Annotated in this window: 20 protein-coding genes; 8 read left to right on the top strand and 12 right to left on the bottom strand. The window is 75.0% G+C overall.

Annotated elements, in window-relative coordinates:
- Positions 1-165 precede the first annotated feature (165 nt).
- Together GD970_RS13300 and GD970_RS13295 are read left to right on the top strand one after the other, a co-directional pair.
- A complete protein-coding gene (locus GD970_RS13300; RefSeq protein WP_152203387.1) occupies positions 166-1,182 on the top strand; it encodes an isopenicillin N synthase family dioxygenase in 1,017 nt (338 codons plus the stop codon).
- Positions 1,183-1,303: 121 nt separating this feature from the next.
- Positions 1,304-2,095, top strand: coding sequence for an MBL fold metallo-hydrolase (locus GD970_RS13295; RefSeq protein ID WP_152203386.1), 792 nt, complete (start codon positions 1,304-1,306; stop codon positions 2,093-2,095).
- Positions 2,096-2,113: 18 nt separating this feature from the next.
- Here the strand turns inward: GD970_RS13295 and GD970_RS13290 are convergent, their stop codons facing one another.
- The 5 genes from GD970_RS13290 to GD970_RS13270 form a co-directional block, all read right to left on the bottom strand.
- A complete protein-coding gene (locus GD970_RS13290) occupies positions 2,114-4,837 on the bottom strand; it encodes a multicopper oxidase domain-containing protein (RefSeq protein WP_211489718.1) in 2,724 nt (907 codons plus the stop codon).
- Positions 4,834-6,117 (bottom strand): hypothetical protein, encoded by a 1,284-nt coding sequence (locus GD970_RS13285; protein WP_211489717.1) that lies wholly within the window; start codon positions 6,115-6,117, stop codon positions 4,834-4,836. The genes GD970_RS13290 and GD970_RS13285 overlap by 4 nt, the downstream gene beginning before the upstream one ends.
- Positions 6,118-6,224: 107 nt before the next feature.
- A complete protein-coding gene (locus tag GD970_RS13280; protein ID WP_152203385.1) occupies positions 6,225-7,082 on the bottom strand; it encodes a helix-turn-helix transcriptional regulator in 858 nt (285 codons plus the stop codon).
- Positions 7,083-7,168: 86 nt separating this feature from the next.
- Positions 7,169-7,516, bottom strand: a complete 348-nt coding sequence (locus GD970_RS13275; RefSeq protein WP_211489716.1) for an SHOCT domain-containing protein — start codon at positions 7,514-7,516, stop codon at positions 7,169-7,171.
- A gap of 303 nt (positions 7,517-7,819) precedes the next feature.
- The gene (locus GD970_RS13270; RefSeq protein WP_226925339.1) at positions 7,820-9,670 is read right to left on the bottom strand and encodes a glycoside hydrolase family 2 protein; all 1,851 of its coding nucleotides are present in this window, start codon (positions 9,668-9,670) and stop codon (positions 7,820-7,822) included.
- A gap of 532 nt (positions 9,671-10,202) precedes the next feature.
- On the opposite strand from GD970_RS13270, the gene GD970_RS13265 reads away from it, so the two are divergent.
- The 4 genes from GD970_RS13265 (at position 10,203) to GD970_RS13250 (ending at position 14,806) form a co-directional block, all read left to right on the top strand.
- Positions 10,203-11,546 carry a quaternary amine ABC transporter ATP-binding protein gene (locus GD970_RS13265; RefSeq protein WP_193314938.1) on the top strand — a complete coding sequence of 448 codons (1,344 nt, stop codon included), beginning with the start codon at positions 10,203-10,205 and terminating at the stop codon, positions 11,544-11,546.
- The gene (locus GD970_RS13260; RefSeq protein ID WP_152203382.1) at positions 11,543-12,412 is read left to right on the top strand and encodes an ABC transporter permease; all 870 of its coding nucleotides are present in this window, start codon (positions 11,543-11,545) and stop codon (positions 12,410-12,412) included. Before GD970_RS13265 ends, GD970_RS13260 begins: the two co-directional genes overlap by 4 nt.
- Before the next feature lie 206 nt (positions 12,413-12,618).
- Complete coding sequence (locus tag GD970_RS13255; RefSeq protein ID WP_152203381.1) at positions 12,619-13,533, top strand: glycine betaine ABC transporter substrate-binding protein; 915 nt, start codon at positions 12,619-12,621, stop codon at positions 13,531-13,533.
- A 301-nt stretch (positions 13,534-13,834) separates the two neighbouring features.
- A complete protein-coding gene (locus GD970_RS13250) occupies positions 13,835-14,806 on the top strand; it encodes a hypothetical protein (RefSeq protein ID WP_152203380.1) in 972 nt (323 codons plus the stop codon).
- A 179-nt stretch (positions 14,807-14,985) separates the two neighbouring features.
- On the opposite strand, the gene GD970_RS13245 is transcribed toward GD970_RS13250, so the two are convergent.
- The 3 genes from GD970_RS13245 to GD970_RS13235 form a co-directional block, all read right to left on the bottom strand.
- The gene (locus tag GD970_RS13245) at positions 14,986-15,957 is read right to left on the bottom strand and encodes a cation diffusion facilitator family transporter (protein ID WP_152203379.1); all 972 of its coding nucleotides are present in this window, start codon (positions 15,955-15,957) and stop codon (positions 14,986-14,988) included.
- A gap of 227 nt (positions 15,958-16,184) precedes the next feature.
- Positions 16,185-16,424: a Trm112 family protein gene (locus tag GD970_RS13240; protein ID WP_152203378.1), complete on the bottom strand. Its 240-nt coding sequence runs from the start codon at positions 16,422-16,424 to the stop codon at positions 16,185-16,187.
- Between the two features lie 46 nt (positions 16,425-16,470).
- Positions 16,471-16,884: a DUF3499 domain-containing protein gene (locus tag GD970_RS13235; RefSeq protein ID WP_152203377.1), complete on the bottom strand. Its 414-nt coding sequence runs from the start codon at positions 16,882-16,884 to the stop codon at positions 16,471-16,473.
- Positions 16,885-17,130: 246 nt separating this feature from the next.
- Here GD970_RS13235 and GD970_RS13230 point away from each other — a divergent pair, with 246 nt between their 5' ends.
- Positions 17,131-17,595 (top strand): metallopeptidase family protein, encoded by a 465-nt coding sequence (locus GD970_RS13230; RefSeq protein ID WP_152203376.1) that lies wholly within the window; start codon positions 17,131-17,133, stop codon positions 17,593-17,595.
- Positions 17,596-17,758: 163 nt separating this feature from the next.
- Positions 17,759-18,409 (top strand): alpha/beta hydrolase, encoded by a 651-nt coding sequence (locus tag GD970_RS13225; RefSeq protein WP_152203375.1) that lies wholly within the window; start codon positions 17,759-17,761, stop codon positions 18,407-18,409.
- Positions 18,410-18,597: 188 nt separating this feature from the next.
- On the opposite strand, the gene GD970_RS13220 is transcribed toward GD970_RS13225, so the two are convergent.
- The 4 genes from GD970_RS13220 to GD970_RS13205 form a co-directional block, all read right to left on the bottom strand.
- A complete protein-coding gene (locus GD970_RS13220) occupies positions 18,598-20,163 on the bottom strand; it encodes a LysM peptidoglycan-binding domain-containing protein (protein ID WP_226925338.1) in 1,566 nt (521 codons plus the stop codon).
- Positions 20,164-20,408: 245 nt separating this feature from the next.
- Positions 20,409-20,972, bottom strand: a complete 564-nt coding sequence (locus tag GD970_RS13215; RefSeq protein WP_152203373.1) for a dihydrofolate reductase family protein — start codon at positions 20,970-20,972, stop codon at positions 20,409-20,411.
- Positions 20,973-21,088: 116 nt separating this feature from the next.
- Positions 21,089-22,879, bottom strand: coding sequence for a DUF5719 family protein (locus tag GD970_RS13210; protein ID WP_152203372.1), 1,791 nt, complete (start codon positions 22,877-22,879; stop codon positions 21,089-21,091).
- Positions 22,879-24,432: a hypothetical protein gene (locus GD970_RS13205; protein WP_152203371.1), complete on the bottom strand. Its 1,554-nt coding sequence runs from the start codon at positions 24,430-24,432 to the stop codon at positions 22,879-22,881. Before GD970_RS13205 ends, GD970_RS13210 begins: the two co-directional genes overlap by 1 nt.
- Between the last annotated feature and the right edge of the window lie 150 nt (positions 24,433-24,582).

Raw genomic sequence — 24,582 nt, 5'->3', positions numbered from 1 at the left:
GGGCAACCAGCGCCGGCCCCGTCCGCCGTCGCCCGTCCCTCCCCCAGCAGGAGCACCGGCAACCGTCCCTGCCGCCCCGTCCCCGCCGTCGCCGGCCCGCAGCCACCGCAGCAGCCACCCACCCGCAGCCACACCAGCCATCACAGCCCCACACGAAGGAACGCCATGACCACCACCACCCCCACCCGGACCCTGCCGATCATCGACCTGCGCGAGGTCGAGACCGACCCCCTCGGGTTCCAGGAGCGCCTCAGCGCCGCCACCCGCGACTTCGGCTTCTTCTACCTCGTCGGCCACGGCATCCCCCGGGAGCTCAGCGACGACCTCGTCGCCGTGGCGCGGCGGTTCTTCGCCCTGCCCGAGGAGCAGAAGCTCGCGATCGAGAAGATCAACAGCCCGCACTTCCGCGGCTACAGCCGGGTGGGCGACGAGCTGACCAAGGGCGCGCAGGACTGGCGCGAGCAGGTCGACGTCGGCCCCGAGACCGCGCCGCGGCAGGCCACCGCCGAGGAGCCGTGGCTCGTGCTCGAGGGCCCGAACCTGTGGCCCGCCGAGCCGGTCGACTTCCGCGGCATCGTCGAGGAGTGGGTGCGCCACAACGAGCGCGTGGCCCGCACCCTGCTGCACGGCTGGCTGCGGGCCCTCGGCCAGCCGGGCGACCTGCTCGACGACGACTTCCGCGCCCCGGACGCGCGGCTGAAGATCGTGCGCTACCCCGAGGCGCCGGACGACGACCACGGCCAGGGCGTCGGGGAGCACAAGGACTTCGGCTTCCTCACCCTGCTGTTCGTCGAGCCCGGCAAGGGCGGGCTGCAGGTGGAGAAGGACGGTGCCTGGATCGAGGCCGAGCCGCTCGAGGACGCCCTCATCGTCAACATCGGCGAGATGCTCGAGGCGGCCACGGACGGGTACCTGCGCGCCACCAACCACCGCGTGGTCTCCCGGCCCGGCGACGGCGACCGCATCTCCGTGCCGTACTTCTTCAACCCCGGCCTCGGCACCACGTTCCACCCGTGGGAGCTGCCGGCCGAGCTCGCCGCGGCCGCCCCCGGCGTCGAGGTCCAGGAGCACAACAAGATCTACGACACCTACGGGCGCAACGCGCTGAAGATGTGGTTCCGCAGCCACCCGAAGGTCACCGCCCGGCACCACGCCGAACTGGCGGCGCGCCTCGGCATCTGACCTGGGCACGCACCCCCGGGCACCTGACCCGAACGTCTGCCCCCGCCGACGACGGCTCCCCACCCGCGAGGGCGGCCCCTGCCCGCTGGGACTGCCCTCGCCGCTCCTACACTGACCACCCATGACCGCGCTCGCCGCCGTGGCCGACGGCGTCCTCGTCGCCACCCACGAGTTCTGCACCACCACGACGACGGTGGTCCTCGGCGAGGACGGCGGCTGCCTCGTGGTCGATCCGGCGGTCACCCCCGCCGAGATCGACGCGCTCGCCGCCGAGCTCGCCGCGCTCGGGCGGCGGGTCACCGCGTCGTTCTCCACCCACCCGCACTGGGACCACCTGCTGTGGCGCGACGCCCTCGGCGAGGCGCCCCGCTGGGCCACCGCCGCGGGCGCCCGCGCCGCCCGCGAGCGCCAGGCGGAGAACCGCCAGAAGGCGCTCGCCGCCCTGCCGGGGCTGGACGTCTCGGGCCTGGGCCGGGTCACCGCGGTGCCCGAGGGGGCCGCCACGCTGCCGTGGGCGGGCCCGCGCGTCGAGGTGCTCGAGCACCGGGCCCATGCCCCCGGCCACGCCGCCCTGCTCGTCCCCGACGCCGGGGTCCTCGTGGCCGGCGACATGCTCTCCGACATCGAGATCCCCCTGCCCGACACCGCTGCGGCGGACCCGCTGGGCGACTACGACCGGGCGCTGGACCTGTTCGCCGCGGCCCTGAGCCGGGTCGACGTCGTCGTCCCCGGGCACGGCAGCGCCGGCGACCGCGCCGCGCTGCGCCGCCGGATCGCGGCCGACCGGCGCTACCTCGCCGACGTCCGCGCGGGCCGGCCGGTCGAGGACCCGCGGCTCAGCGGGGGCCCGGACTGGCTGCAGCGCGAGCACGCCGAACTGCTCAGCATCGTGGGGCGCGTGCGGGATCGCTGACCCCGCGATCGCTCCCGGCTACTCGCTCACCTGGAAGAACCCGTGCGCGCCGCGCTCGGCGTCGACCATGGCGTGGGAGACGAAGGGATAGTTGCCGGCCTCGGGGAAGGTGAGCTCGACGAACCCGCCCTGCGCCGCCGCCAGCGCGAGCACCTGGGCCCCGCCGGTGGGGTCGCCGCCGGCGCCGTCGGGGCCGCCGAGGTGGTAGGCGCCCTCGGTGTAGAGGGTGTCGAACTGCGCCCCGACGACGTGGAAGGCGCTGCCCCGGTTCGGCCCGGCGTCGAGCACCCACACCCGCACCCGCTCGCCGACGCGGGCCGGGAGGCGGGCGTGGTCGTACTGGTTGGCGTAGCCGTCGAAGACCACGAGGTCGGGGGTGTCGGCGGTGATCTTGTCCGCGTCCGCGGGCCCGCCCACGGCGCCGAGGTAGAGCTCGGACTGGACCAGGACGTACTCGCGGTCCACCGGCGGCAGGTTCGGCGGGTCGATGATGACGGCGCCGAACATGCCGTTGGCGATGTGCATCGACATGGGCATCGTCGAGCAGTGGTACATCCAGATGCCGCTGTGCGTGGCGGTGAACCGGTAGGTCAGCGACTCCCCCGGCGCGATCGTGCGCATGGGCCTGTCCGGCGCCAGGGCGCCGGCGTGGAAGTCGATGGAGTGCCCGATGGTGCCGTCGTTGACGAGGGTGACGTCGAAGACGTCGCCGACCTTGCCGCGCAGCGTCGGCCCCGGCGCGGAGCCGTTGAACGTCCACCGCTCCTGGGTGACGCCGGGCGCCACCTCGGCCTGCACCTCGCTGACGGTCAGCGTCACCCGGTGCACGGTGGCGTCGGGGGCCGGCGGCAGCGCGGCGTCGTGGGGGCGGAAGCCCGGGCCGGGGTCGGCCTGCAGGTCGAGCAGGTCCGCGGCCGGGGCGCCGGTCGGCGGTGAGGGGGGTCCCATCGCGGCGTGGCCGCCGGTCGTCGGGGCGCCCTGGGCGCGGTCACCGGTCGCGCCGGCCGAGGCGGTCTTGCCGGCCGGCGCCCCGACCGCGACCACCCGCAGCGTCATGCCCATCTGCCGGTGACCGGCGACGGAGCACCAGCCGTCCAGGTCGCGGCCGACGACGCCGACGTCCACCGTGGCGCGCTGCCCCACGCTCAGCCGGCCCGAAGTGGCGCCGGTCTCGAGGACGAGGTCGTGGACGTCGGTGCCGGTGTTGGTCAGCTCGATGACGAGCCGGTTGCCCGCCGGGACCTCGATGGTGCTCGGCGTGAACCGCATGCCCTCGACCGAGACCTCGACGGTGGTGGTCTCCCCCGTCGCGGCCACGTCGGCCGACGCCGACGCCGCGCCCAGCCCGGCCGCGGCCGGGTCGCCCGCGACGCCGAGGACGACCGCGAGCGCCACCGCCCCCACGCCCCAGGCCCCGCCCAGGCGGCGGCGCACCGGCGGCGGCCCCACCCGCAGCCCGCCGGTGACGACGTCGTCGTCGCGGCGCCGGGCGGCACGCCGACGGGCGAGGCCGGCGCGGGCCAGCAGCACGAGGAAGGCGACCATGACCGCCAGACCGAGCATCGACGTCGTCACCCGCACCAGCGACGGCACGGGCAGGACGAACAGCGCCAGGCACAGGTTGACGGTGACCACGCGCGCGACGGCGGCGCGGTCCATCTCCGCGTTGACCGCCCGCACCACCGCCGGGCCGCCGCCGAGCATGACCGGGGCGAGGTAGCTCAGCGCGCCGAGCAGCACCTGGGCGGCGAATCCGGCGGCGAACGGGGCGACGAGGCCGCCCACGCGGTCGACGGCGCCCGGCCAGCTGGGAGCGGTGGCCACGAGCACGCCGAGGGCCGCCACGCACACGGCGAACCAGGCGACGGCGGCGGCTGCGGACAGGGTCGCGAAGGAGATCGGCCGCTTGACGCGGGCGATGGTCACCATGGGCCGCACGAGCAGGGCCACGCCGAGCAGGTAGACCAGCGCGCCGGCGGCCACGAGCGGGCGCACCCCTGTCAGCGCGGCGGATTCGACGACGGCGACCCCGCCGGCGAGCACCCCGAGCGCCCGGCCGGCGGCCAGCGGGGCGCTGGGGACCATCTTGGTGCGCAGCATGGTCGGCCAGAGCACCACCAGGGTGCCGAGCACCGTCAGGCCGACGAAGCCGAGCAGCATCGTGGCCACGTGCGCGAGGTAGAGCTGCGCCTGGACGACGGCGTCGGTGGCCGTGCGGGCGAGCAGCGCGCCGAGCACCGCGCCGGTGGCGAGGAAGGCCACGGCGAGGACGTAGAACAGCGACAGCGCGCCGAACCGGGCCATGAGCGCCCCGCGCCGCTGGCGCAGGATGACGCCCCCGTGCACGACGGCGACGAGCGCCACCAGCGCGGCGCCGACGGTCAGGACCGCGTCGCGGCCGGTGATCATGCCGGCGACGATCGCGAGCGCCCCGAGGGTGTGGCCGGCGAGGCGGGCCACCATGAACCGCTGCCCGCCGGGTGCCGGCCGCCCGAGCAGGGTGTCGGCGAAGTGGCTGGACCACACGAGGATCGCCGACGTCACGGCGCCGAGCAGCAGCAGGTGGGTGAGCAGCCACGTGGACTCGGGCAGGAAGCGGTGCACGACGGCCGCGACGGCCGCGGCCAGCAGCCAGGCCACGACGACGGCGTTGGCGCGCACGTGCCAGGTGCGCCGGTCCAGGCCCGACCGGGCGGGTCGCGTGGAGGCGGTGCCCGGCGCCGGGCCGACGGGGAGGGTCATGACGAGGCTCCGGTGGCGGTGGCGCGCGGCGGCGTGGACGAGGTGGCATGCGGCGGCGGGGACGAGGTGGCATGCGGCGGCGTGGACGAGGTGGCACCCGACGGCGTGGACGGCGTGGTGCGCGGCGACGTGGCGCGCCGGTGCGGCGCGGCGAGCACCGCCCAGACGGACACGGCGACGAACGCCAGCAGGGCGACGATGTTGCCGACGCCGCCGGCCTGCACCGCCCACTCCAGGCCCCGGGCGTCGCCGACTGCCAGGCGCAGCACCAGCGAGGCGTGCAGCAGGAGGGCCGGGCCGTACATCACCGGGTGATAGGGCAGCGTGCGGCGCAGCACGGCCGGGAAGATCACCGGGGCGTGCGCCATGATCATCGAGATGACGTAGCCCAGCATGATGGCGTGCAGCACGGCCTCGTAGCCGCGGCCCTCGGTCACCGCGCCGCCCAGGGCCCAGATCGCCCCTCCGACGGCCAGCCAGGCGTACCCGGCGAGCAGGCACGCCGCGGCGAAGCGGGGCAGGCCGGTCCCCCGGACCGTGCGGCGGGCGACGTCCCTGGCGGCCAGCCACCCGGCGATGCCGAGCAGGTTCAGCCCGACCAGGCTGAAGCCGAGCGGCGGGGCGAGCAGCGCGGCCACCGCGGCGCCCAGCAGGGCGAGCGCGAGGCCGAGGGCGACTCGGGAGGCGGCACCGGAGAGCGCCTCGAGGCGGGCGAGCTCGAGGCGCTCGCCGAAGATGGTGAGCACGAGGAACCCGGCCAGCCAGGGGGTGAGGTCGGGCACCGGCACCCCACCGGCCCACAGCAGCGCGGCGCCGAGCGCCATGACGGCCCCGAGCACCTGGATCGTCACCGCGGTGGCCGGCTGGCGGGCGAAGAGCTGACGGTAGACGAGCAGGAGCAGCACGGCGGCGACCACCAGCGCGCCCTTGCCGTAGGCCAGCGGCAGGTCGGACACGAGCGCCAGGGCGCCGACGCCGAAGGCGGCGGGCGCGGCGAACGCCCAGGCCCGGCCGAGCGCGACCGCCCGCTCCAGCGCGATGATGGTGCCGACGAAGCCGAGGACCATGAGCGGGCCGTGCACGTCGGGCAGGCGGGTGAGGTCGAGGGCCGGCCCGAGCAGCTGTGGCAGGCCGAGCAGACCGAGCGCGGCGTCGAGGCCGAGAAGCAGGGCGACGGCGCCCGGGGCGAGGAAGATCAGGCGGAAGCCGGTGCGGCTGCGCAGGGGCCTGGCGCCGGGCGTGCCCGCGGCGGAGGTGCGGCGAGCGGTGCCCGTGCGCACGGGTGAGGCGGGCGGCGCCGGCCGGTGCGCGGGCGCGGCCGGCCGCGGCTCGGACGAGACGGGCCGCGGCTCGGGCGAGGCCGATGGGGCTGGCTGCTGCACGGCACTCATCCGAGTGCTCGGCGGTGCGGTCCGACGACCAGCCCGTCCTCCTCCAGGGCAGGCCACTCGCGCCGGCTGGCTGCGAGGCCGTCAGCACCGGCCGCCGCAGCCGTGCAGTCGACCGTCGCGCCGGGACGAGCCGCGACCGCCCCGTTGGCGGCGGTCCGGGCGGCGACGTGCAGCAGGCACGCACCAGGCTCGGTGAAGGCCTCGAGGGTGACCTGGTCGGACGGGACGTCGCCGGCGGCGAGGATCTCTCGCGCCATGCCCAGGTGGGCGCCACACACCAGCTCGGGACGGTCCTTCGCCAGCTCGAGCACCGGGCAGCGGTACAGCCGCAGCGTGCGCACGTCGCCGTCACGCGTGGCCTCGGGCTCGAAGCCGGTGCGCTCGAGCAGCCGGCGCAGGTGCTCGACGGCGCCTGCCGTGCCGCGGGGGGCCTGCTCCGCGTGCCCGGCCTGCTCCCGCTCGAGGATGGCCCGACCCCAGGCCCGGCCGGCCTCGCGGGCGTGATGGCGCAGCAGCGCGCCGTCGGGCAGCACGTGCGAGAGGTAGGAGACGATGACGCCGGCGAGCACGGCGTACTCCGGGCTGGAGAAGGAGGCCTCGGGCGCGTACGTGTAGACCGAGGCGGGCCGGCCGCGGCCGACCGGGGCGCGCTGGTCGCGCACGGCGAGGCCGGTGCGGGCGAGCGCCTCGAGGTGCTCGCGCACGGTGTTCGGATGCTGCCCCAGCGTCTCGGCCACCTGCGCGACCGTCATGGGCTCGGCGTGCTCCACCAGCAGGTCGAGCACGGCGCGGCGCGGTCCGGAGAGACGCTCGCGCCGGTCGGACCGGGAGGGGCGAGGACCCAAATTACTCACGGTTCGACCGTACTTATTCGGTCGCCCCGGTGGCGGGACCTTGGTCCCTGCTGGCCCGTCGCAGCGGGTGCGGCGGGTGCGGCGGGTCAGCCCTCCAGGTGCCGGCGCAGCTCGTGGTACTCGTCAGCGCCGATCTCCCCGCGGGCGAAGCGCTCGTCCAGGATCTGTCGGGCGGGCGTCATGCCAGGCCCCGCCCCCGCCGCGGGGCCGTAGGGGCCCGGGCCGGGGCCGTACGGGCTCGGCGCGGCACCCATGCCCGGCTGCCCGGGCGGCCCCATGCCCGGCCCGGACATAGGCGGGGCGGGGTGTGAGCCCGACCGCACCAGCCGGACCGCCAGCAGCACCAGCACCACGATCGCCACGATGACGAGCACCGAGAACAAGAATCCCAGCAACCCCCAGGCCCACGACGCGCCGTAGCCGTAACCCATCATGTCCGCCCACCTCCTCGGCGCTGATCCACGCTCTACCACCCGGCCATCACACCGACAGGCCGCCATGCCCGATCTCTCACCCCCGCCGGGCCGTCACGGGCGGGCAGGGCGCGGGGCGCGGGCCCGAGCACCAGGACATCGCGCCGTGACTGGACGGCGTCGTCAACGCTCCACCTCCTCACCGTCGCCCTTGACCGTGATGGCGTCACGGTAGCGGCAACCACCGACAGCCACGACCGGGGGGGGCCGAGCGGCGGTGTCGGCGCAGTGGACGCGGGGTGCCGGCACTTTCGGCAAGAGGTGTCAGCGGCCGGGGTGCGCGTCCTCGTCCGCCGGCCCGGCAGGGGCATCGTCGTCGCCGGCGATGATCGCCCGGAGCTCGCCGAGCGGCAGCTTCGGTTCCCGGTCCGCGGTGAGCAGGCCGTTGGTCTCCTGACCGGTGTCGGCGAGCTGGGTGTAGCAGTAGCCGGCGAGCGGCGCGCAGGCGTTGACGGCGTCGAAGATCTCGGTGAGGCGGGCGCGGAGGTCGGCGGCGTCGCGCGCGGTGGAGTACCCCCAGGCGTCGGGGTCGCTCGCGGGGGCGAGGCTCACGCCGCCGAACTCGGTGAGCATGACGGGCTGGCCCCGGTCCGGCTCCGTGGTTAGCCGCATCCGCCGGCCGGCCGGCCCCAGCCCGTCGAGCAGCTCGCCGATCGCACCCGGCGTGCCGTAACGGGCCCGCAGCGTCGCGCCGTCGGGCGTGTAGTCGTGGACCGTCCAGATGTCCGAGTCGGTGTGCTCCCAGCCGTCGTTGGAGACCACCGGCCGGGTGGGGTCGAGCGCCCGGGTGAGGTGGGCGAGGGCGAGGCCGTAGTGCCGCTGCGCGGGGTCGTGGGCGGCGTGTGGCACGCCCCAGCTCTCGTTGAGCGGCACCCAGGTGACCACGCACGGGTGGGAGCGGTCCCGGCGCACCAGGGCGGCCCACTCGGTGGTGAGGTGGGTGACGGCGCGGGCGTCGAAGGCGTAGGCGTTGGCCGTCTCGCCCCACACGAGCAGGCCGAGCCGGTCGGCCCAGAAGAGGAAGCGGGGGTCCTCGGCCTTCTGGTGCACCCGGGCGGCGTTGAACCCGAGCGCCTTGATGAGCTCGACCTCCCGCCGCAGCGCCGCCGCGCTCGGGGCCGCGAGGTGGGACTGGGGCCAGTAGCCCTGCTCGAGCACGGACCGGACGAAGTACGGGCGGTCGTTGAGCATGAACCGGCGGGCGGTGGCGCCGACGGAGCGCAGGCCGGTGTAGCTGCGCACGACGTCGACGGCGCGGCCGCGGCGCAGCACCTCGACCGTCACGTCGAGCAGCGTGGGATGCTCCGGGGACCACAGCAGCTCCGCGTCCTGCTGGCCGTCGTGCTGGCGGGCGAGGTCCAGGCGCAGCCGGAGGTCGCGGCGCAGCGCCCGGGCCGAGCCCTCGGCGAGCAGCTCGCCGTCGTGCTCGACGCGCACCCGCACCGTGAGGTCCGGCTCCGCCGCCGCGGACAGCCGCAGCTCGAGGTCGACGGCGCCGGCCGGCACGTCCGGGGTCAGGGCGAGCTCCTCGACGTGCGCGGCCGGCACGGTCTCGAGCCACACCGGCTGCCAGATCCCGGTGGTGCGGTGGTACCAGATGGAGTGCGGGCGCTCGCGCCAGTCCTGCTTGCCGCGCGGCATGGAGACGTCGTTCGGGTCGTCCTGGGCGCGCACGAGCAGCTCGTGCGTCTCCCCCGGGCCGAGCGCGGCGGTGACGTCGCAGGTGAAGGGGGCCTGTCCGCCCTCGTGGTGGCCGACGTGGTGGCCGTTCACCCAGACGTCGGCGACCTGGTCCACCGCGCCGAGATGGAGCAGCACCCGGCGGCCGGGCCCCCGCTCGCCGGCGTCGTCGAGCTCGCGCGGGCCGACGGTGCGCCGGTACCAGACGACGGGGTGGTAGGCCCGGTCGCCGATGCCGGAGGCGGGTGACTCGGGCGGGAAGGGCACCTCGATGGTGCGGTTGAACGTGGGCACGGTGTCGGGGTCCTGCGCGGCGCCGAAGGCGAAGTCCCAGGGACCGCACAGGTCGGCCCAGCCGGCCCGGACCAGCTGGGGCCGGGGGTACGAGCCGTCCTGGCGGCTGGCGGGGAGGTCTCGGTGGCGCGACGGCGTCACGGGGGTCCCTCTCTGACTCGCTGCCGGGCCGTCGCGGCGCTGCGGTGCTCGCGGACGACGGCCCTCTTGCCGGCTCATCATGCCGTCGCTCGGACCCGGGCGCCTTGGGGGGCGGGGCGGCGCTCGCGGCGGCTCAAGGACGGTTCGCGAAACCGGCTCAAAACGTGAGCCACCTCATTGATTGCCGCGCCCACGATGTCACATAGATCACGATCCGGTCACAAATTTCCGGGAACTGTGATGTGGACCTATCCGCGCCACAGCAACGAATACCCCATGTCGATCGGCTTAACTTGCACGATCTCGCCCATGTGCATCACACCGAATCTTTGCCATAGTGAGGTGTCCATTTTTCCAAGGTCGCGAGTCGCGGCGCCGCCGCCCAGGTTCCTCCCAGGGAACCGCGGTAGGGCGGCCAAGCTGCGGACCCGCCCGGGTGCGGTGCCTGCCGGTGCCCCCGCGACCGACGCGTGGACGGGCGACGTGCCTCCCCCCGGCACGGCGCCCGACCCTGAACGGATACGAGGTGAACGTGAGCGCGATTCGCGCAGAACACGTCTACAAGGTCTTCGGCCGACGCTCGCAGGAAGCTGTGAAGCGGCTCAGGGCAGGAAAGACCCGCGAGGAGGTCAAGCCGCTCGGCACCGCCGCCGTCATCGACGCCTCCTTCGAGGTCGCCAAGGGCGAGACGTTCGTCGTCATGGGCCTGTCCGGGTCCGGGAAGTCGACGCTGATCCGCATGCTCAACGGCCTGCTGCCGCCCTCCAGCGGCAGGATCGAGGTCGACGGCGCCGACATCGCCGGCGTCTCGGCGGGCGAGCTGCGGCAGATCCGGCGCAAGAAGATCTCCATGGTCTTCCAGCACTTCGCGCTGCTGCCCCACCGCACGGTCCTCGACAACGCCGCCTACCCCCTGGAGATCCAGGGCGTGGGCGCGGCCGAGCGCCGCGAGAAGGCGGCCGAGGCCCTCCAGCTCACCGGGCTCGCCGGCTGGGAGGACTCCCTGCCCTCGCAGCTGTCCGGCGGCATGCGCCAGCGCGTGGGCCTGGCCCGGGCGCTGGCCGCCGACACCGACATCCTGCTCATGGACGAGGCCTTCTCCGCCCTCGACCCGCTGATCCGCCGCGAGATGCAGGACCAGCTCGTCGAGCTGCAGGCCACCCTGGGCAAGACGATCGTCTTCATCACCCACGACCTCAACGAGGCCATGTACCTCGGGGACCGGATCGCCGTCATGCGCGCCGGCCGCATCGTCCAGATCGGCACCGCCGAGGAGATCCTCACCCACCCGGCGGACGAGTACGTCACCCAGTTCGTGGCCGACGTCGACCGGTCCCGGGTGCTCACCGCCGGCTCGCTCATGCGCCGCCCCATGGTCACCATCCAGGCCGGCGCCGGGCCCGCCGTGGCCCTGCGCGAGCTGCGCGACGGCCACGCCTCGGCCGGCTACGTCATCGACCGCCGCCGGGTCCTGCAGGGCTCGGTGTACGACGACGAGCTGCTCGCCGCGCACCGCGCGGGCGCCACGACCCTCGAGGGCCTCGTCCACCCCGACACCACGGCCGTGCGGGTGGAGACGCCCCTGTCAGAGATGTTCGCCCCGGCCGCCGAGGCGCGCCTGCCCCTGGCCGTGCTCGACGACGGCGGTCGGCTGGTCGGCGTCGTCCCGCGCGTGGCGCTGCTGGAGGCCATGGCGCCGAGCACCAGCGCCGACTCCGCCGTCTCCGCGGCATCGCCGGACGACGGCGAGAGCGTGCTGGCCGGGGCCGCCGGCACCCCGGGCGCCGGTGAGGCGACCACCACGGAGGGCACCTCGTCCGCGGGCGGGCCGATCGCCGTCGGCCGCTCCGGCGCGAGCGAGGGGGGCGAGCGATGAACGACGTCCTCTTCCGCATCCCGGTCGGCGAGTGGGCCGACCTGCTCGTCGACTGGCTGACCATGAACGTCGGGCGCGCCTTCGACATCGTCCGCTCCATCCTCGGCTGGGGCTACGACGCGCTGGAGCTCGTCCTCTCCACCCCGCCGTTCTGGGTGGTCGGGCTCGTCCTCGCCGCGCTGGCGTTCCTCGCCAAGGGCTGGAAGCTCGCCGTCGGCTCGCTCATCGGCTTCGCGGTCATCTACGGCGTCGAGCAGTGGGACAACGCCATGGCGACCCTGGCGCTGGTGCTCGTCGCGAGCATCGTGGCGCTGGTCATCGCCATCCCGGTCGGCATCCTTGCCGCCCGCAACGCCACGGTGTCGAAGATCGTCCGGCCGGTCCTCGACTTCATGCAGACCATGCCGGCGTTCGTCTACCTCATCCCCGCCGTCGTGCTCTTCCGCGTCGGCGTCGTGCCGGGCCTGGTGGCGACGGTGATCTTCGCGCTCGCCCCGGGCGTGCGCATGACCGAGCTGGGCATCCGGCAGGTCGACGGCGAGGTCGTCGAGGCCGGGCACGCCTTCGGCGCCGCGCCGGGGCGCATCCTGCGCCAGATCCAGCTGCCGCTCGCGCTGCCGACGATCATGGCCGGCGTCAACCAGGTGATCATGCTGGCCCTGTCCATGGTGGTCATCTCCGGCATGGTCGGCGCCGCCGGGCTCGGCCAGGACGTCGTCCAGGCCCTGCAGCGCGTCGACGTCGCGCTCGGCTTCGAGGCCGGTCTGTCGGTGGTCATCCTCGCGATGTTCCTCGACCGCGTCACCGCGGCGCTGGGCGACCGGGCACCGGTGGCCCGCGCCCTGAAGATCCGCGCCGAGCGCTGAGGCCCCTGGGCGGCGGGGCTCGCCCCTGCCGCCCGGAGGCGCAGCGGCGCGACGCCATGGCCCGCGCCCGCCCCCGTACCGGGCCCACCGCTACCGGCGCCACCGCCGGGGCCCCCGCCCGGCCCACAGTCCGAATCCCCCGACGAAAACCGAGCGCCGACCGCGCTCACGAACCGAGCGCCGACCGCGCTCACGAAAGGAATTCCATGAAGCTCCCCATGCGCCGCGCCGCCGCCATCGCGACCGCCGCCGCCGTCGCCGTCACGCTCGCCGCGTGCGGCCCCTCGGAGACCACGGACGCCGGTGCCGCGACGGGTGGTGGCGCCGCGGAGGACGACAAGACCATCACCATCGGGGTCCACTCCGGCTGGGACGAGGGCATCGCCGTCTCCCACCTGTGGCAGCGCATCCTCGAGGACGAGGGCTATGACGTCGAGCTCGAGACCGCCGACGCCGGCGTCGTCTTCACCGGGCTCGCCGAAGGCGACTACGACCTCAACTTCGACACCTGGCTGCCGCTGACCCACGCGTCCTACATGGACGAGTACGGCGACAAGCTCGAGGAGCTGGGCACCTGGTACGACGACGCCAAGCTCACCATCGCGGTGAACGAGGACGCGCCCATCGACTCCCTCGCCGAGCTCGCCGACAACGCCGACCTGTTCGGCAACAAGCTCGTCGGCATCGAGGCCGGGGCCGGCCTGACCAAGACCACCCAGGAGCAGGCCATCCCCACCTACGGCCTGGAGAAGATGGAGTACCTCATCTCCTCCACGCCGGCCATGCTCGCCGAGCTCGACGGCGCCACCAAGGCCGGCAACAACGTGGCCGTGACGCTGTGGCGCCCGCACTGGGCCTACGACGCCTACCCCATCAAGGACCTCGAGGACCCCGAGGGCGCCATGGGCGCAGCCGAGGAGATCAAGACGATGGGCACCAAGGGCTTCGCCGAGGCCAACCCCGACGTCGCCGGGTGGATCAAGAAGTTCACCCTGACCGACGAGCAGCTGTTCTCCCTCGAGAACATCATGTTCAACGAGATGGACGGCAAGGACAACGACGCCGCCGTCGACCAGTGGCTGGAGGAGAACCCCTACTTCGTCGCGGGGATCACCGGCTGACCTGGAGCTGCTCCACGGCCCGCGGCGCACGTGCGCCGCGGGCCGTCGTGCTTCGCCCCGTCCCAGGGCCGCCCGGCCGCCCGGGCGCCGTCGTCCCGCCGCCCCGACGCGTCGCCCCCACGCGATGCGCGAGTGGGTAAAGAACCGCAGGCATAGCCTGACGGATGTACACCACTAGGCGTCAACGGCGTCACGGCTCCGTCTCGGTCTCGATCCAGCGCGCGCGTCACCAGGCGCGCGCTGTCCACAGGGCTTCCGCGCCGCCAATCCGCCTCCTCACCGGCTGCGGCACCGTCATCACGTGGCACCCAGGGCCGATCTCCCACGCATCGCCCGCCTGGCGACCGCTCAGGATGGCGTGGTTGCTCGAGCCCAGCTCCTCGCGCTGGGCGCAACGACGGACTGGATCTCCCGGCAGGTGACGTCGAACCGCTGGCTGCGGCTGTTTCCGGGCGTCTACCTCACCCACACCGGTCAGCCCCGCTGGGCGAGCCGTGCCCGGGCCGCGCTCTTGTACGCCGGTCGAGGAGCGGCCATCAGCCACGCCAGCGCGGCGTACCGGCACAGCCTCGTCGACGTGCCGGGGCCTGTTGTCCATGTCAGCGTTCCTCATGGGCGGCGGCTGCAACGTCAACGTGGTCTCCAGGTGCACTACCGCCGCCGCATGCCGGCCGTATGGGGGCGGATGCCCACCGTCGGCCCGATCGACACCGTGCTGGATATGGCGGACCTGCGGCAGACATCTGCGGACGATGTCGTGGGTCTGGTCTGCCGGGCCGCGCAGCGCAACATCGACACCGAGCAGATCCACAAAGCACTGCAGCTCCGCGGGCGGATTCGGCACCGACGCCTGCTGGCAGAGCTGCTGGGTGCGGTCAGCGAGGGCATCGAGTCACCGCTCGAGTACCGGTACCACCGCATCGAGCGCAGCCATGGACTGCCCCGCTCGTCGCTTCAGGTTCGCGAGGTGCTCGACGGGCTCTGGTTACGTGCCGACTGCCGGTACCGCCGGTATCGCCTCCGGGTGGAGCTCGACGGACAGCTGGCCCACCCGTTCGGTCGCACCGACGCGGACGTCTGGCGCGACAACGCCGTGGGCATCCTCGCCAGCGAGCTGACGCTCCGGTATCGCTGGCGACATGTCGCCATCACACCCTGCCGTGTGGCGCGCCAAGTGGCGCTGGCGCTGCGCTCGCGTGGGTGGACCGGCACGCCGCGCCCCTGCAGTCCGGACTGTCCGCTGGCCGACCTTGCCTCGGACGCAGGGCACTAGTGACCACGGCCCAGCCCTGCTCCCTTCTCCCGTGCCACTGGCTGCTACGCGCTGAGGCGTCCGCACGGTTCCGTCGGGCGCCACCTTCAAAGGTTTATGGGTAAGGAACGGCTGGCATAGCCGTACGGAAGTACACCGTTAGCCCCACGGAGCAGGAATCGGGGCCTGGGCGCGCTCCCTCAGTGCCCCGACGGCGCAGCGGGGCGCTCGTCCGCCGCCGTGCCCGCGGCCTCGGAACGCTCGGCGTGGAAGATGTCCGGCTCCAGGTAGATCAGCGTCTTCAGCGGCACCGCGGCGCGCACGCGCTCCTCGCCGCGGTCGATCGCCGCCGCGATCTCCGGGGCGGACGCCCCGGCCGGGACCGCGACCTTGGCGGCCACGAGGACCTCGTCCGGGCCCAGGTGCATCGTGCGCATGTGGATGACCCGCTCGATCCCCTCGCCGGGCAGGGCCGCCTCGATCGCCCGGTGGTGCGAGGGCAGCGCCGACTCCCCGATGAGCATCGACGACATCTCCCGCGCGAGGTAGATCGCGATGACGACGAGCAGCAGGCCGATCGCCGCCGACCCGACGGCGTCCCACCGGCCGTCGTGCGTCACGAGCGTCATGCTCACGCCGAAGAGGCCGAAGATCAGGCCGACCAGCGCGCCGAAGTCCTCCAGCAGGATCACCGGGATCTCCGGTGCCCGCGAGGCCCTGATGTACTCCCGCAGCGAGTGCGTGCCGCGGACGGCGTTCGCCTCCTTGATGGCCACCGAGAAGGAGCGCCCCTCGAGGCCGATGGCGATCAGCAGCACCACGATCGGCACCCACTGCCAGGACTCGATGGGGTGCGGGTCGGCGAACTTGTGCCAGGCCTCGTAGAGCGCGAAGAGCCCGCCGAGGCTGAAGAGCACGATGGAGACGATGAACGCGTAGATGTACCGCGCCCGCCCGTAGCCGAACTGGTGGACGGACGAGGCCCGCCGGGCCGCCCGCTTGCCGCCGACCAGCAGGAGCACCTGGTTGCCCGAGTCGGCCACGGAGTGGATCGCCTCGGCGAGCATCGAGCTCGACGCCGTCAGCAAGAACGCGACGAACTTGGCGACGGCGATGCCCAGGTTGGCGGTGAGGGCCGCGATGATCGCCTTGGTGCCGCCGCTCGCGGACATGTGTGCTCCCTCTGCTCGATCGGACGGACCCTGCGAGGTCCGCGTCACAGGCTAGTGCGAAGGCCCGGGCCCGGCCGTGCGAGGGTCCGGGAGCCGACGGCGTGGGGCGGGTCGACGCCGAGTCGCCGCCGCGGGCTCAGGCCACGGCCGCTGCGGGCTCAGGCCACGGCCGCCGCGGGCTCAGGCCATGGCCGCCGCGGGCTCAGGCCGCGGTCGGCACCGGCCTCTCAGTCCTCGCTGGGCACGCGCTCGGCGTGACGGGCCTCGTCCTCGAGCAGGATGGGCACGCCGTCGCGCACCGGATAGGCGAGCGGGTTGACCTCGCTGGTGGAGACCAGCTCGGGCTGGCCGTCCGGCCCCACCCCGTCGACGAGGTCGGCCCCGGTCACCGGGCAGCGCAGGATCTGCCGCACCCACGGGTCGATCCCGAGAAGCGGGGTGTGGGGGGCGTGCGAGGTCTCGCTCATGGGTGCTGCTCCTGGGCTCGGGTGCGTGGCCAGCGTACCGGCGCGGCTACTCGCCCTCGCCCTTGAGCACCCGCAGGTGCCCGCGGCGGCCGATCTCGCCGTCGACCAGCGGCTCGGGCAGGTGGTGGGTGACCGGGGCCGGGGCGGCGGAGCTGGGGCGCTGCGCGGGCGCGGCGTGCTGCGGCTTGGCGCGGGAGGCCTCGCGGACGGCGTCGGCGAGGGCGACCAGGTCGTCGTTTGAGGGGCTGGCGGGCTTGAACTCGGTCGCCAGGCGCACGACGTCCCAGCCCCGCGGGACGGTGAGACGGTCCGCGTGCACGTCGCACAGGTCGTAGGCGTGCGGCTCGACCGTGGTGGAGAGCGGGCCGAGGACGACCGTCGAGTCGGCGTAGACGTACGTGAGCGTCGCGACGGCGGCGCGGTCGCAGGCGGACCTGCTGCACTGACGGACGGCTCTCACGATGGTCGACGCTACCGCGTCCGGTGCCGGTACCGACGGATCCACGCCGTGAGCGGCGTTACCTCCCGGGGCGGCCAGGGGCAAACGGGCCGGTGGGAGGGCCAAGCGGGCGGGGGTGCGGCAAGCCGGCCGGTGAGCGGCAAGCGGCGGCCCGGAGCAAGCGGGCCGGTGAGCGGAAAGTGGGCCGGTGAGGGGCAACCGGGGCGGCGCCATGACCGGCGCCGATCGCTCGACTAGCCTCGTGGGATGCCCGACATCGAGCCGACCCTGCCCGCCATGCCGGTGCGCCGGCCGGCCCGCCGCCGGGACCGCCACGGGCGCGGCCTGCGCGGCCCCCTCATCCCCCCGTCGCTGCCCGGGTGGCGCACCCGCGGGGACCGCTTCGACGACCTCGTGCTGCGCTGCGTGCGCCGGCTCGAGCGCCGCTGGGCCAAGCAGCTCGACGGGGTGGAGTTCGCCGTCGAGGAGGTGCCGCCGTCGGACCCCGCACCCTGGGAGCACCGCACGGTCGCGCTCGGGCGCTACTTCCCCGCCGACCCCGCCGCCGGGCTGACCCACCGGGTGGTCGTCTACCGCCGCCCGATCCTGGCCCGCGCGGAGGACGTCGAGGAGATGGAGATGCTCGTGCGGGCCGTGCTCGTCGAGCAGGTGGCCGGGATGCTGGGCCGCTCGCCGGAGGACATCGACCCCGACTACCCCGGCGACTTCTGACCGCCCGGACGGCCCGGTCACGGGGCGAAGGGTATCGGTCATTGCTTTCTTACAAATGACGTCCTCATCCAGGGTAGTTTGCGTCCGATGAGATGAACGACGTTCTTCGGACGACGGCGTCACAAGAACGCGCACGACCACGCAAGGCCCCGGGAGGCGACACATGACGGATCGGCCGTCGCGACCCGTCATCGAGCGCTGGGGCGCGCCGCTGAACCTGGCCACCACCGCCGTCCTGGCGATGCACGGCCGCGGGCAGGACGCCGCCGACATGCGCGCCCTGGCCGAGCAGATCGGCGAGACCCGGGCCGCCTACTTCGCGCCCGTCGCGCCGGAGGGCAGCTGGTACCCCAACCCGCTGACCGACCCGATCGACACCAACCAGCCCGAGCTCGACGCCGCGCTGCAGGCGGTGGAGGCCACGCTCACCAAGATCACCTGGTCGGGCTTCGCCCCCGCCCGCACGGTGCTGGTCGGCTTCTGCCAGGGCGCCAGCGTGCTGGCGCACCACATCGCGTCCTCGCGCATGCCGTACGCGGGCGCGGTCCTGCTCGCCGGCGGCTACCTGGGCCCGGAGGGCACCAGGGCCCCGGTGGAGGGGCGCTGGGACGGCCGGCCGGTGGTGCTCGGCGCGGCGCAGGACGACCCCGAGGTCCCGATGGAGCGCGTCGAGGAGACCGCCGACGCGCTGTGGCGGCGCGGGGCCGACGTCGAGCTGGTCGTCTCCCCCGGCGCCGACCACCTCATCTTCGCCGAGCAGGCGGCGGCCGCGCGGCGGCTGCTCGCCCGCGTGCGGGCCGACGTCGCCGCCTGAGGGACCGCGCGCGGCGCCCGTCCTGGGCGCGTGGGCAGGGCGGCCGAGCCCTCGGACGGACGGCGAGACGCCACCGTGACCGCGCCGGCAAAGGGCGCAGGCACCACCTGGTCATCCGGCCGCGAACGAGAGCACGCCGTCGCCCCCGGAACGGACCGGGGACGACGGCGTGCTGGGGCCTGGTGGCGTCAGAAGCGGGCCTTGTGCGCCTTGACGGCGTTCACGTACATCTTGGTGTCGGAGTACAGGCCGTAGCGCTGCACGCCACCTGCACCCTGGTAGTACGCGCCGATGGCGTAGTCGAGGTTGTTCGGGAAGGTCTTGTGCAGCGCCCGGATGATCGCGACGCCGGCCACGACGTTGTCGTAGGGGTCCATGAGGTTGAGGTGGCGTCCCACCAGCTGCGAGGCCCACTCCCCCGAGGACGGGATGACCTGCATCGTCCCGATGGCGTTGGCCGGGGAGACCGAGGCGTGGTTGAAGCCTGACTCCTGGTAGGCGTGCGCCTGGGCCAGGGCCGGGTCGACGCCCATCTCGCGCGCCACCCGGACGACCATCGCCTGCATCTCGGCGCGGCTGGGCACGCCTACGGCGAGCAGCGCCGCCTTGTTGGCGTTCGCGGCGTTGACGGTGGCCTCGGGGTAGGTGCGGCCGAGGAAGCTGCTGGGGACCAGCTGCTTGGTCACCGGGGTGACGGTCGGCGTGCTGGCCGTGCCGGGGATCTTCAGCGTCTGGCCCACGTAGATCAGCGCGGCGCTGCTCAGCCCGTTGGCCTGGACGACGGCGGAGGTGGTGGTCCCCCAGGTCTTGGCGAGGGCGGAGACCGTGTCGCCGGCGCGGACGGTGTAGGTGCCGGACGTCGCAGCAGGGGCGGACGGCGCGGCCGGCGCCGGGGCGGGCTTGGGCGCGGCAGGCGCCGGCGCGGCGGGCTTCGGCGCGGCGGGAGCCGGCGTGCTCGCGGCGCCGCCCGGGATCGTCAGCACCTGGCCGACGTGGATGAGGTTCGCCGAGCGCAGGCTGTTCGCCGCGACGATGGCCGAGACCGTGGTGCCGTAGCGCTTGGCCAGCACCGAGACGGTGTCGCCGGCGGCGACGCGGTGGGTGGCGCCGGAGGCCTGAACGGGCGCCGAGCTCTTGGCGGGCGCGGGGCTCTTCGCCGGGGCCGGCGCGGACGGCGCCGCGGCGGCCGGGGCCGCCGTGCCCGGGATCGTCAGGCGCTGCCCGACGTAGATGAGGTTCGCGGACTTCAGCCCGTTCGCGGACACGATGGCCGAGACCGTCGTGCCGTAGCGCTTGGCCAGCACCGAGACGGTGTCCCCACCGGCCACGGTGTGCGTCGTCGTCCCGGCCGACGCCGGAGCGGCGGCGGGCGCCGGGGTGGACGCCGCGGCCGCCGCCGTCGTCCCCGCGGCCGAGGGAATCTTGAGCATCTGGCCCACGCGGATGAGCGCGCGGGAGTCGAGGTTGTTCGCCCGGACGATCGCGCTCACCGACGAGCCCGTGCGCAGCGCGATGTGGGAGACGGTGTCCCCCGGCTGGACGCGGTAGGTCATCTGCGGCACCGCGCTCGGGACGCTCGTGCGCGCCGCGGTGGCGCCTCCGTGCAGGGCGGCCGTGGGCAGGCTGGGGGCGGCCTGCGCCTGGGTGGCGGGCACGGCGACGCTGACCGCGGTGGTCGCCGCGAGCGCGAGGCCCACGCCGGCACGTCCCGCCTGGGCGCGGGGCAGTGCCCGGGTGTGTCCGGCCTTCGACATCAGTCCTCCATCAAGCAGTGTGGCGACAATTCGGCGGCAACCGCCCGCGCTCCTCCCCAGCGTCGGCGCGGCGTGGTGAATGTGACACCTGTGTCGCCTGTTACTGTTGTTACGAATGTGACAGTAACGATCTTGACGCGTTGCGACAACCTCCGTCCCGATATTGCGTCCGGAAGTTTGCCGGGACGGCGACGATGCCGAGACGACGGCGCCGGGCAACCCGGGGCGGTGACCGGCGCGGCTAGCTAGCGGCGCTTCGGGCGGTACCGCCGCCCGAAGCTCCGGGGGCTGTCGTCGAAGATCTCGACGAGTTCCCAGTCGATCCGGCGCCCACCGGGGACCTCGAAGATGCGGACGCCGTCGCCGAGGAACACCGGGGCGACGAAGACCTGCATCTCGTCGACGAGGTCGTGCTCGAGCGCCTGCCGCGCGATGTCGGCGCTGATGATCTGCACGTCCCTGTCGCCGGCGATCTCCTGGGCGCGCCGGATCGCCTCCACGACGTCGCAGCTCATCGCGACGACGCTCGGGTCATCGGCGAGCTCCTCCGGTCGGTGGGTCAGGATGAGCTCGGTCCCGGACCAGGCGCCGCCGTAGGCCTGGGAGGTCGTCTCGTCACGCTCGTCCCGCTGCGCCTTCGCCGCGTCGTAGCCGGCCCGCCCGGCGATGATCACCGCGACCTCGCCGGCCATCCGCTCGACCGTGCCCGCGGCCAGCGGTTCGGCGGCCGACATCCAGCTCATGTCGTGGTCCGGTCCGGCGATGAAGCCGTCGATCGAGCACGTGAATCCCCAGGCGACCTTGCCCATGTCTCCTCCTCGTCGAGCGACGCTGCCGGCAGCCTGCGAGGTCCCACTGTTCCGGAACCGGCGACATCCGCTACCCGAGACCGTCGACGGGGTCGTTGCCCGTCCCCTGAGGGAAATCAGCGCACGTCGACGCGGACCGCCCGCTGGGCGTGCGGGTCGGCCGTGGGCGGCAGGACCGAGATGAGCTCGCCGTCGGGCGCCTTGGCGGTGAGCACGACGGCGGCGGTGATCCCGTCCGGCGCGCTGAGCTCGACGGCGGCTAGCTTGCCGCCCAGGTCCGCGGCGGGCCTGGCCACGGTAGCCCTCGCCGGCACGCTCACCTCGACCGGCTTCCCGCGCGCGCCGCTCGCGCTCACGGGGACGAGCTCGACCTCGACCGGCGTCTCGGCCGGGTTGCTCAGCGTCACGGTGGCGGCGTCGACCAGCTGGCCGAGCGCCGGCACCGGCAGCGTCGCGGAGCTGAGCGGCGCGGCCGCGGCCGTCCACGCGCGGTCCACGGGGGCGACGTCGGGGTCGAGCTCGCCGGGCTTGCCGGGGCGGGCCAGGACGACGGCGCCGGTGACGGGCACGTCGGACTCGACGGCGACCGCGTACGCCCCCGGGGCGATGCCGGCGAGGGAGAGGTCGAGCACGGCGCCGGGGTCGATCGCGACCTCCTCGGCGCCGGCGATCGCCTGCTCCCCCTCGGGGCCGAGGAGGGCGACGCGCGCGGTAGCGACCTCCTCCCCGGGGTTGACCAGCCGCACGGCCGAGCTGGCGGCGTCGTCGATGCCGGATTCGCCGAGCACGACACCGGGGATCGTCTGGCGCAGCGCCGGCGGCCCGGCGGGCGTGACGGCGTCGACGCCGGCGGGGACGAAGCCGCTCAGCTGGGCGTCCTGGACGACGGCGGTGACCTCGCCGCCGTCGGCGTCCACGCGCAGGGCCAGGCGCGGGTCGCTCGTGACGGCGGCCTCGAGCAGGACCTCGGTCTGCTTGCCGGGCGCGATGACCACGTCGCGGAGCAGCGGCGCGTCCGTGACGCCGAGCGACGTCCACACCGTGACGTTCGCCGTCACCGGCGTGCGGCCGGGGTTGGTCAGGACGAGCTGGCTGCTCGCGCCGGGCTCGCTTGCGCCGCCGACGAGCCAGCTCGACGACGACGGCGCCTGGCAGGCGGTGGCGACGAGGCCGCGCAGGTCCCCGGCGTTGGTCCGGGCGACGGTGGCGCCGGCGAGCAGGGCGCTGACCTCGCCGACGGGCTCGGCCTGGACGATCCCGGCGGCGGCCGGGTCGGTGACGAGCGCGCGGACCCCGCCCTTCCGGGCCAGGGGCTGCGCGTCTCCCTCCAGCGGGGCGAAGGTGGCCGCGCCTGCGGCGGCGTCCGGGCGCGGAAGGGTGAGCAGCTGGGTGCGGCTGGCCGGGGTGACGTCCGCCGGGTCCAGGTCGGGGTCCACGGACATGCCGTCGCCGCTGGTCAGGGTGGGCGGACCGGCACACACGGCGGTCACCGGGCCGGCGGGCACGTCCACGAGCGGGGCGGTGACCGCCGCCGAGGGTTCCGGGGTCAGGTACTGGGCGGCGACGACGGCGCCCGCGGCGGCGCCGAGGAGCAGGAGCGCGGAGGTGGTCGCGCCGACGCGGCGCAGGGCCGTGCGGCCGCGGGAGGGGCGGTCGGCCGCCGCCGGGGTCTCGGTCTCGCCGTCGCCCGAGGCCTGGGGGCCGCCGGCGGCCGAGGACTCGGGGGTGTCGTCCGCAGCGGGCGCGGGAGGCACCTCCGCCGGTGCGGGAGGCTCCTCCGCCGGTGCGGGCTTGTCGCCGGCGTCCGCCGCCGCCTCCGCCTCGCCGGTCGGACGCGTCTCTGTCGCCTCCACGGACTCCGGCGCGGCGTCCGCCTCCGGGGCGTCCTTGTCCTTGCGCCAGCGCATCAGTCCACCTCCCGGCGGCGTCGAAGGGGCAGGGCGAGCAGCAGGGTCAGGCCGAAGACGGCGCCCTGCGCCCAGCCCCACGCCGCGCCCTGCGGGGCGGTGTACCGCACGGTCAGCGTTCCGGTGTGCGGGGGCAGCTCGAACGCCTGGTGCCAGCCGTCGGTGGTGGCCCGCAGCGGGCGCCCGTCGTACCAGGCGCGCCAGCCGGCGTCGGCGCGCTCGGCCAGAACGAGGCGCCGGCCCTCGGGCCCGCGCGGCAGCTCGGTGTGGACGCCGACCATGCCGGCGGCGACGTCCTGCACCCACGCGCCGTCGGCGTCGAGCACCCGGGCGCGGGCGACGGACGGCGTCGCGTCGTCGCCGGCGCCGCGGGCCACGCGCCAGACCGTGCCCGAGGCGTTCTCGGTGACGCGCTCGAGCCCGGCGGTCGCGTCCAGGCGGGCGACGAGGGCCCGTCGCTCGGCGGTGGTCGGCTCGGTGCCCGCGGGGACGAACTGCGCCTCCGGCGGGACGACGACGATGCTCACCGCGTGGGCGCCGAGCCGGGTCGCGGCGTCGTCGGCGGCGCCGACGGCCAGGGCGGCGACGAGGTCGGCGAGGTCGGTCGCCGCGGGGTCGGCGGCGGCGTCCCCCTCGCCGGTCGCGGCGGCGGTCGCCTCGGCCAGGTCCCGCGCGCCGATCACGGCGGCGGCCGTGGTCAGCTGCGGGCCGGGCCCGCGCCACAGCTCGGCGCGGACCTCGCCGTCCAGCGGGGTCAGCGCGAGCACGCGGGAGCGTTGCGACGAGCCCTGCATCTCGGCGGCGACCGCCGGGACGGCCGGGGCGGTGCGCCCGTGGAGGGCGAAGACGGCGGTGGGCTGGTCCTGCCCGACGCGCGCGGCCACCAACCACCCGCCGGCGGTGACGAGCGGGCCGAGGAAGGCCAGCACGCTGAGCACGGTCGCGCCCACCTGGGCCCAGCCGAAGCTGCGGGTGCCGAGCGCGGCCTGGACGCCGTCACCCGCGACGACGGCGGCGAGCAGCAGCCCGAGGACCACCAGGCTCAGCCCGGCGCCGGCCCAGCCCGCGACGACGGCGGCCGTGCCGTCCGGACCGGCGCCGAGGGCGACGTCGGTGCGGGCGGCGGCGAGGGCCGCGACCAGGCCGACGACGGCGACCAGCCAGCCCGCGCGCACGGCCCGCGCCCGGCCGGTGCCACGCAGCAGCGCGGCCAGGGCGGCGAGCAGGAGGCCGGCGCCGCCGGCGAGCAGGGCGAACCGGGCGAGCCAACCGACCATCCCGCCGGCGGCCGGGTCCAGCCCGGGGAAGGCCGGCGGCGCGACGGGCCAGCCAAGCACGGCCAGCCACGGCGCGGCAGGCGCGGCGGCGTAGGCGGCCCCGGGGTCGGCGAGCAGCAGCCGCCACGTGCCGGCCTCGAGGTCGCCCAGCGCCTCGAGGACGAGCGGGCCGAGCAGGGCGAGGGCGGGCACCGGGACGGCGAGCACCCAGCGGCGCCGGCGCGGGACGACGAGGGCGAGCAGGACGGCGAGCACCGCCGCGGCGGGCAGCAGCACCGGCGCGCCGGCGGCGGCGACGGCCAGGGCCAGCGAGGATCTGCACGACGTCGCCCGGGGGCACCGGGAACCGGCCCACCGACAGTGCCGCCAGCGCGACGGCGAGGACGACCAGCGTCATGACCGCCACCGGAACGGCCGCGGCGGTCA

The sequence above is a fragment of the Georgenia thermotolerans genome (assembly GCF_009193185.1).
Classification (GTDB): domain Bacteria; phylum Actinomycetota; class Actinomycetes; order Actinomycetales; family Actinomycetaceae; genus Georgenia; species Georgenia thermotolerans.
Note: the sequence above shows the minus strand (reverse complement) of the source record. Positions and strands in the feature narration are given on the sequence as shown.

Bases quoted from the DNA above. Each gene is read 5' to 3' on its own strand.
- GD970_RS13260 (WP_152203382.1), top strand. From the start codon at position 11,543: ATGAACGACGTCCTCTTCCGCATCCCGGTCGGCGAGTGGGCCGACCTG.
- GD970_RS13275 (WP_211489716.1), bottom strand. From the start codon at position 7,516: ATGATGGGTTACGGCTACGGCGCGTCGTGGGCCTGGGGGTTGCTGGGA.
- GD970_RS13240 (WP_152203378.1), bottom strand. From the start codon at position 16,424: ATGAGCGAGACCTCGCACGCCCCCCACACCCCGCTTCTCGGGATCGAC.
- GD970_RS13245 (WP_152203379.1), bottom strand. From the start codon at position 15,957: ATGTCCGCGAGCGGCGGCACCAAGGCGATCATCGCGGCCCTCACCGCC.
- GD970_RS13295 (WP_152203386.1), top strand. From the start codon at position 1,304: ATGACCGCGCTCGCCGCCGTGGCCGACGGCGTCCTCGTCGCCACCCAC.
- GD970_RS13220 (WP_226925338.1), bottom strand. From the start codon at position 20,163: ATGTCGAAGGCCGGACACACCCGGGCACTGCCCCGCGCCCAGGCGGGA.
- GD970_RS13215 (WP_152203373.1), bottom strand. From the start codon at position 20,972: ATGGGCAAGGTCGCCTGGGGATTCACGTGCTCGATCGACGGCTTCATC.
- GD970_RS13210 (WP_152203372.1), bottom strand. From the start codon at position 22,879: ATGCGCTGGCGCAAGGACAAGGACGCCCCGGAGGCGGACGCCGCGCCG.
- GD970_RS13225 (WP_152203375.1), top strand. From the start codon at position 17,759: ATGACGGATCGGCCGTCGCGACCCGTCATCGAGCGCTGGGGCGCGCCG.
- GD970_RS13230 (WP_152203376.1), top strand. From the start codon at position 17,131: ATGCCCGACATCGAGCCGACCCTGCCCGCCATGCCGGTGCGCCGGCCG.
- GD970_RS13300 (WP_152203387.1), top strand. From the start codon at position 166: ATGACCACCACCACCCCCACCCGGACCCTGCCGATCATCGACCTGCGC.
- GD970_RS13255 (WP_152203381.1), top strand. From the start codon at position 12,619: ATGAAGCTCCCCATGCGCCGCGCCGCCGCCATCGCGACCGCCGCCGCC.
- GD970_RS13290 (WP_211489718.1), bottom strand. From the start codon at position 4,837: ATGACCCTCCCCGTCGGCCCGGCGCCGGGCACCGCCTCCACGCGACCC.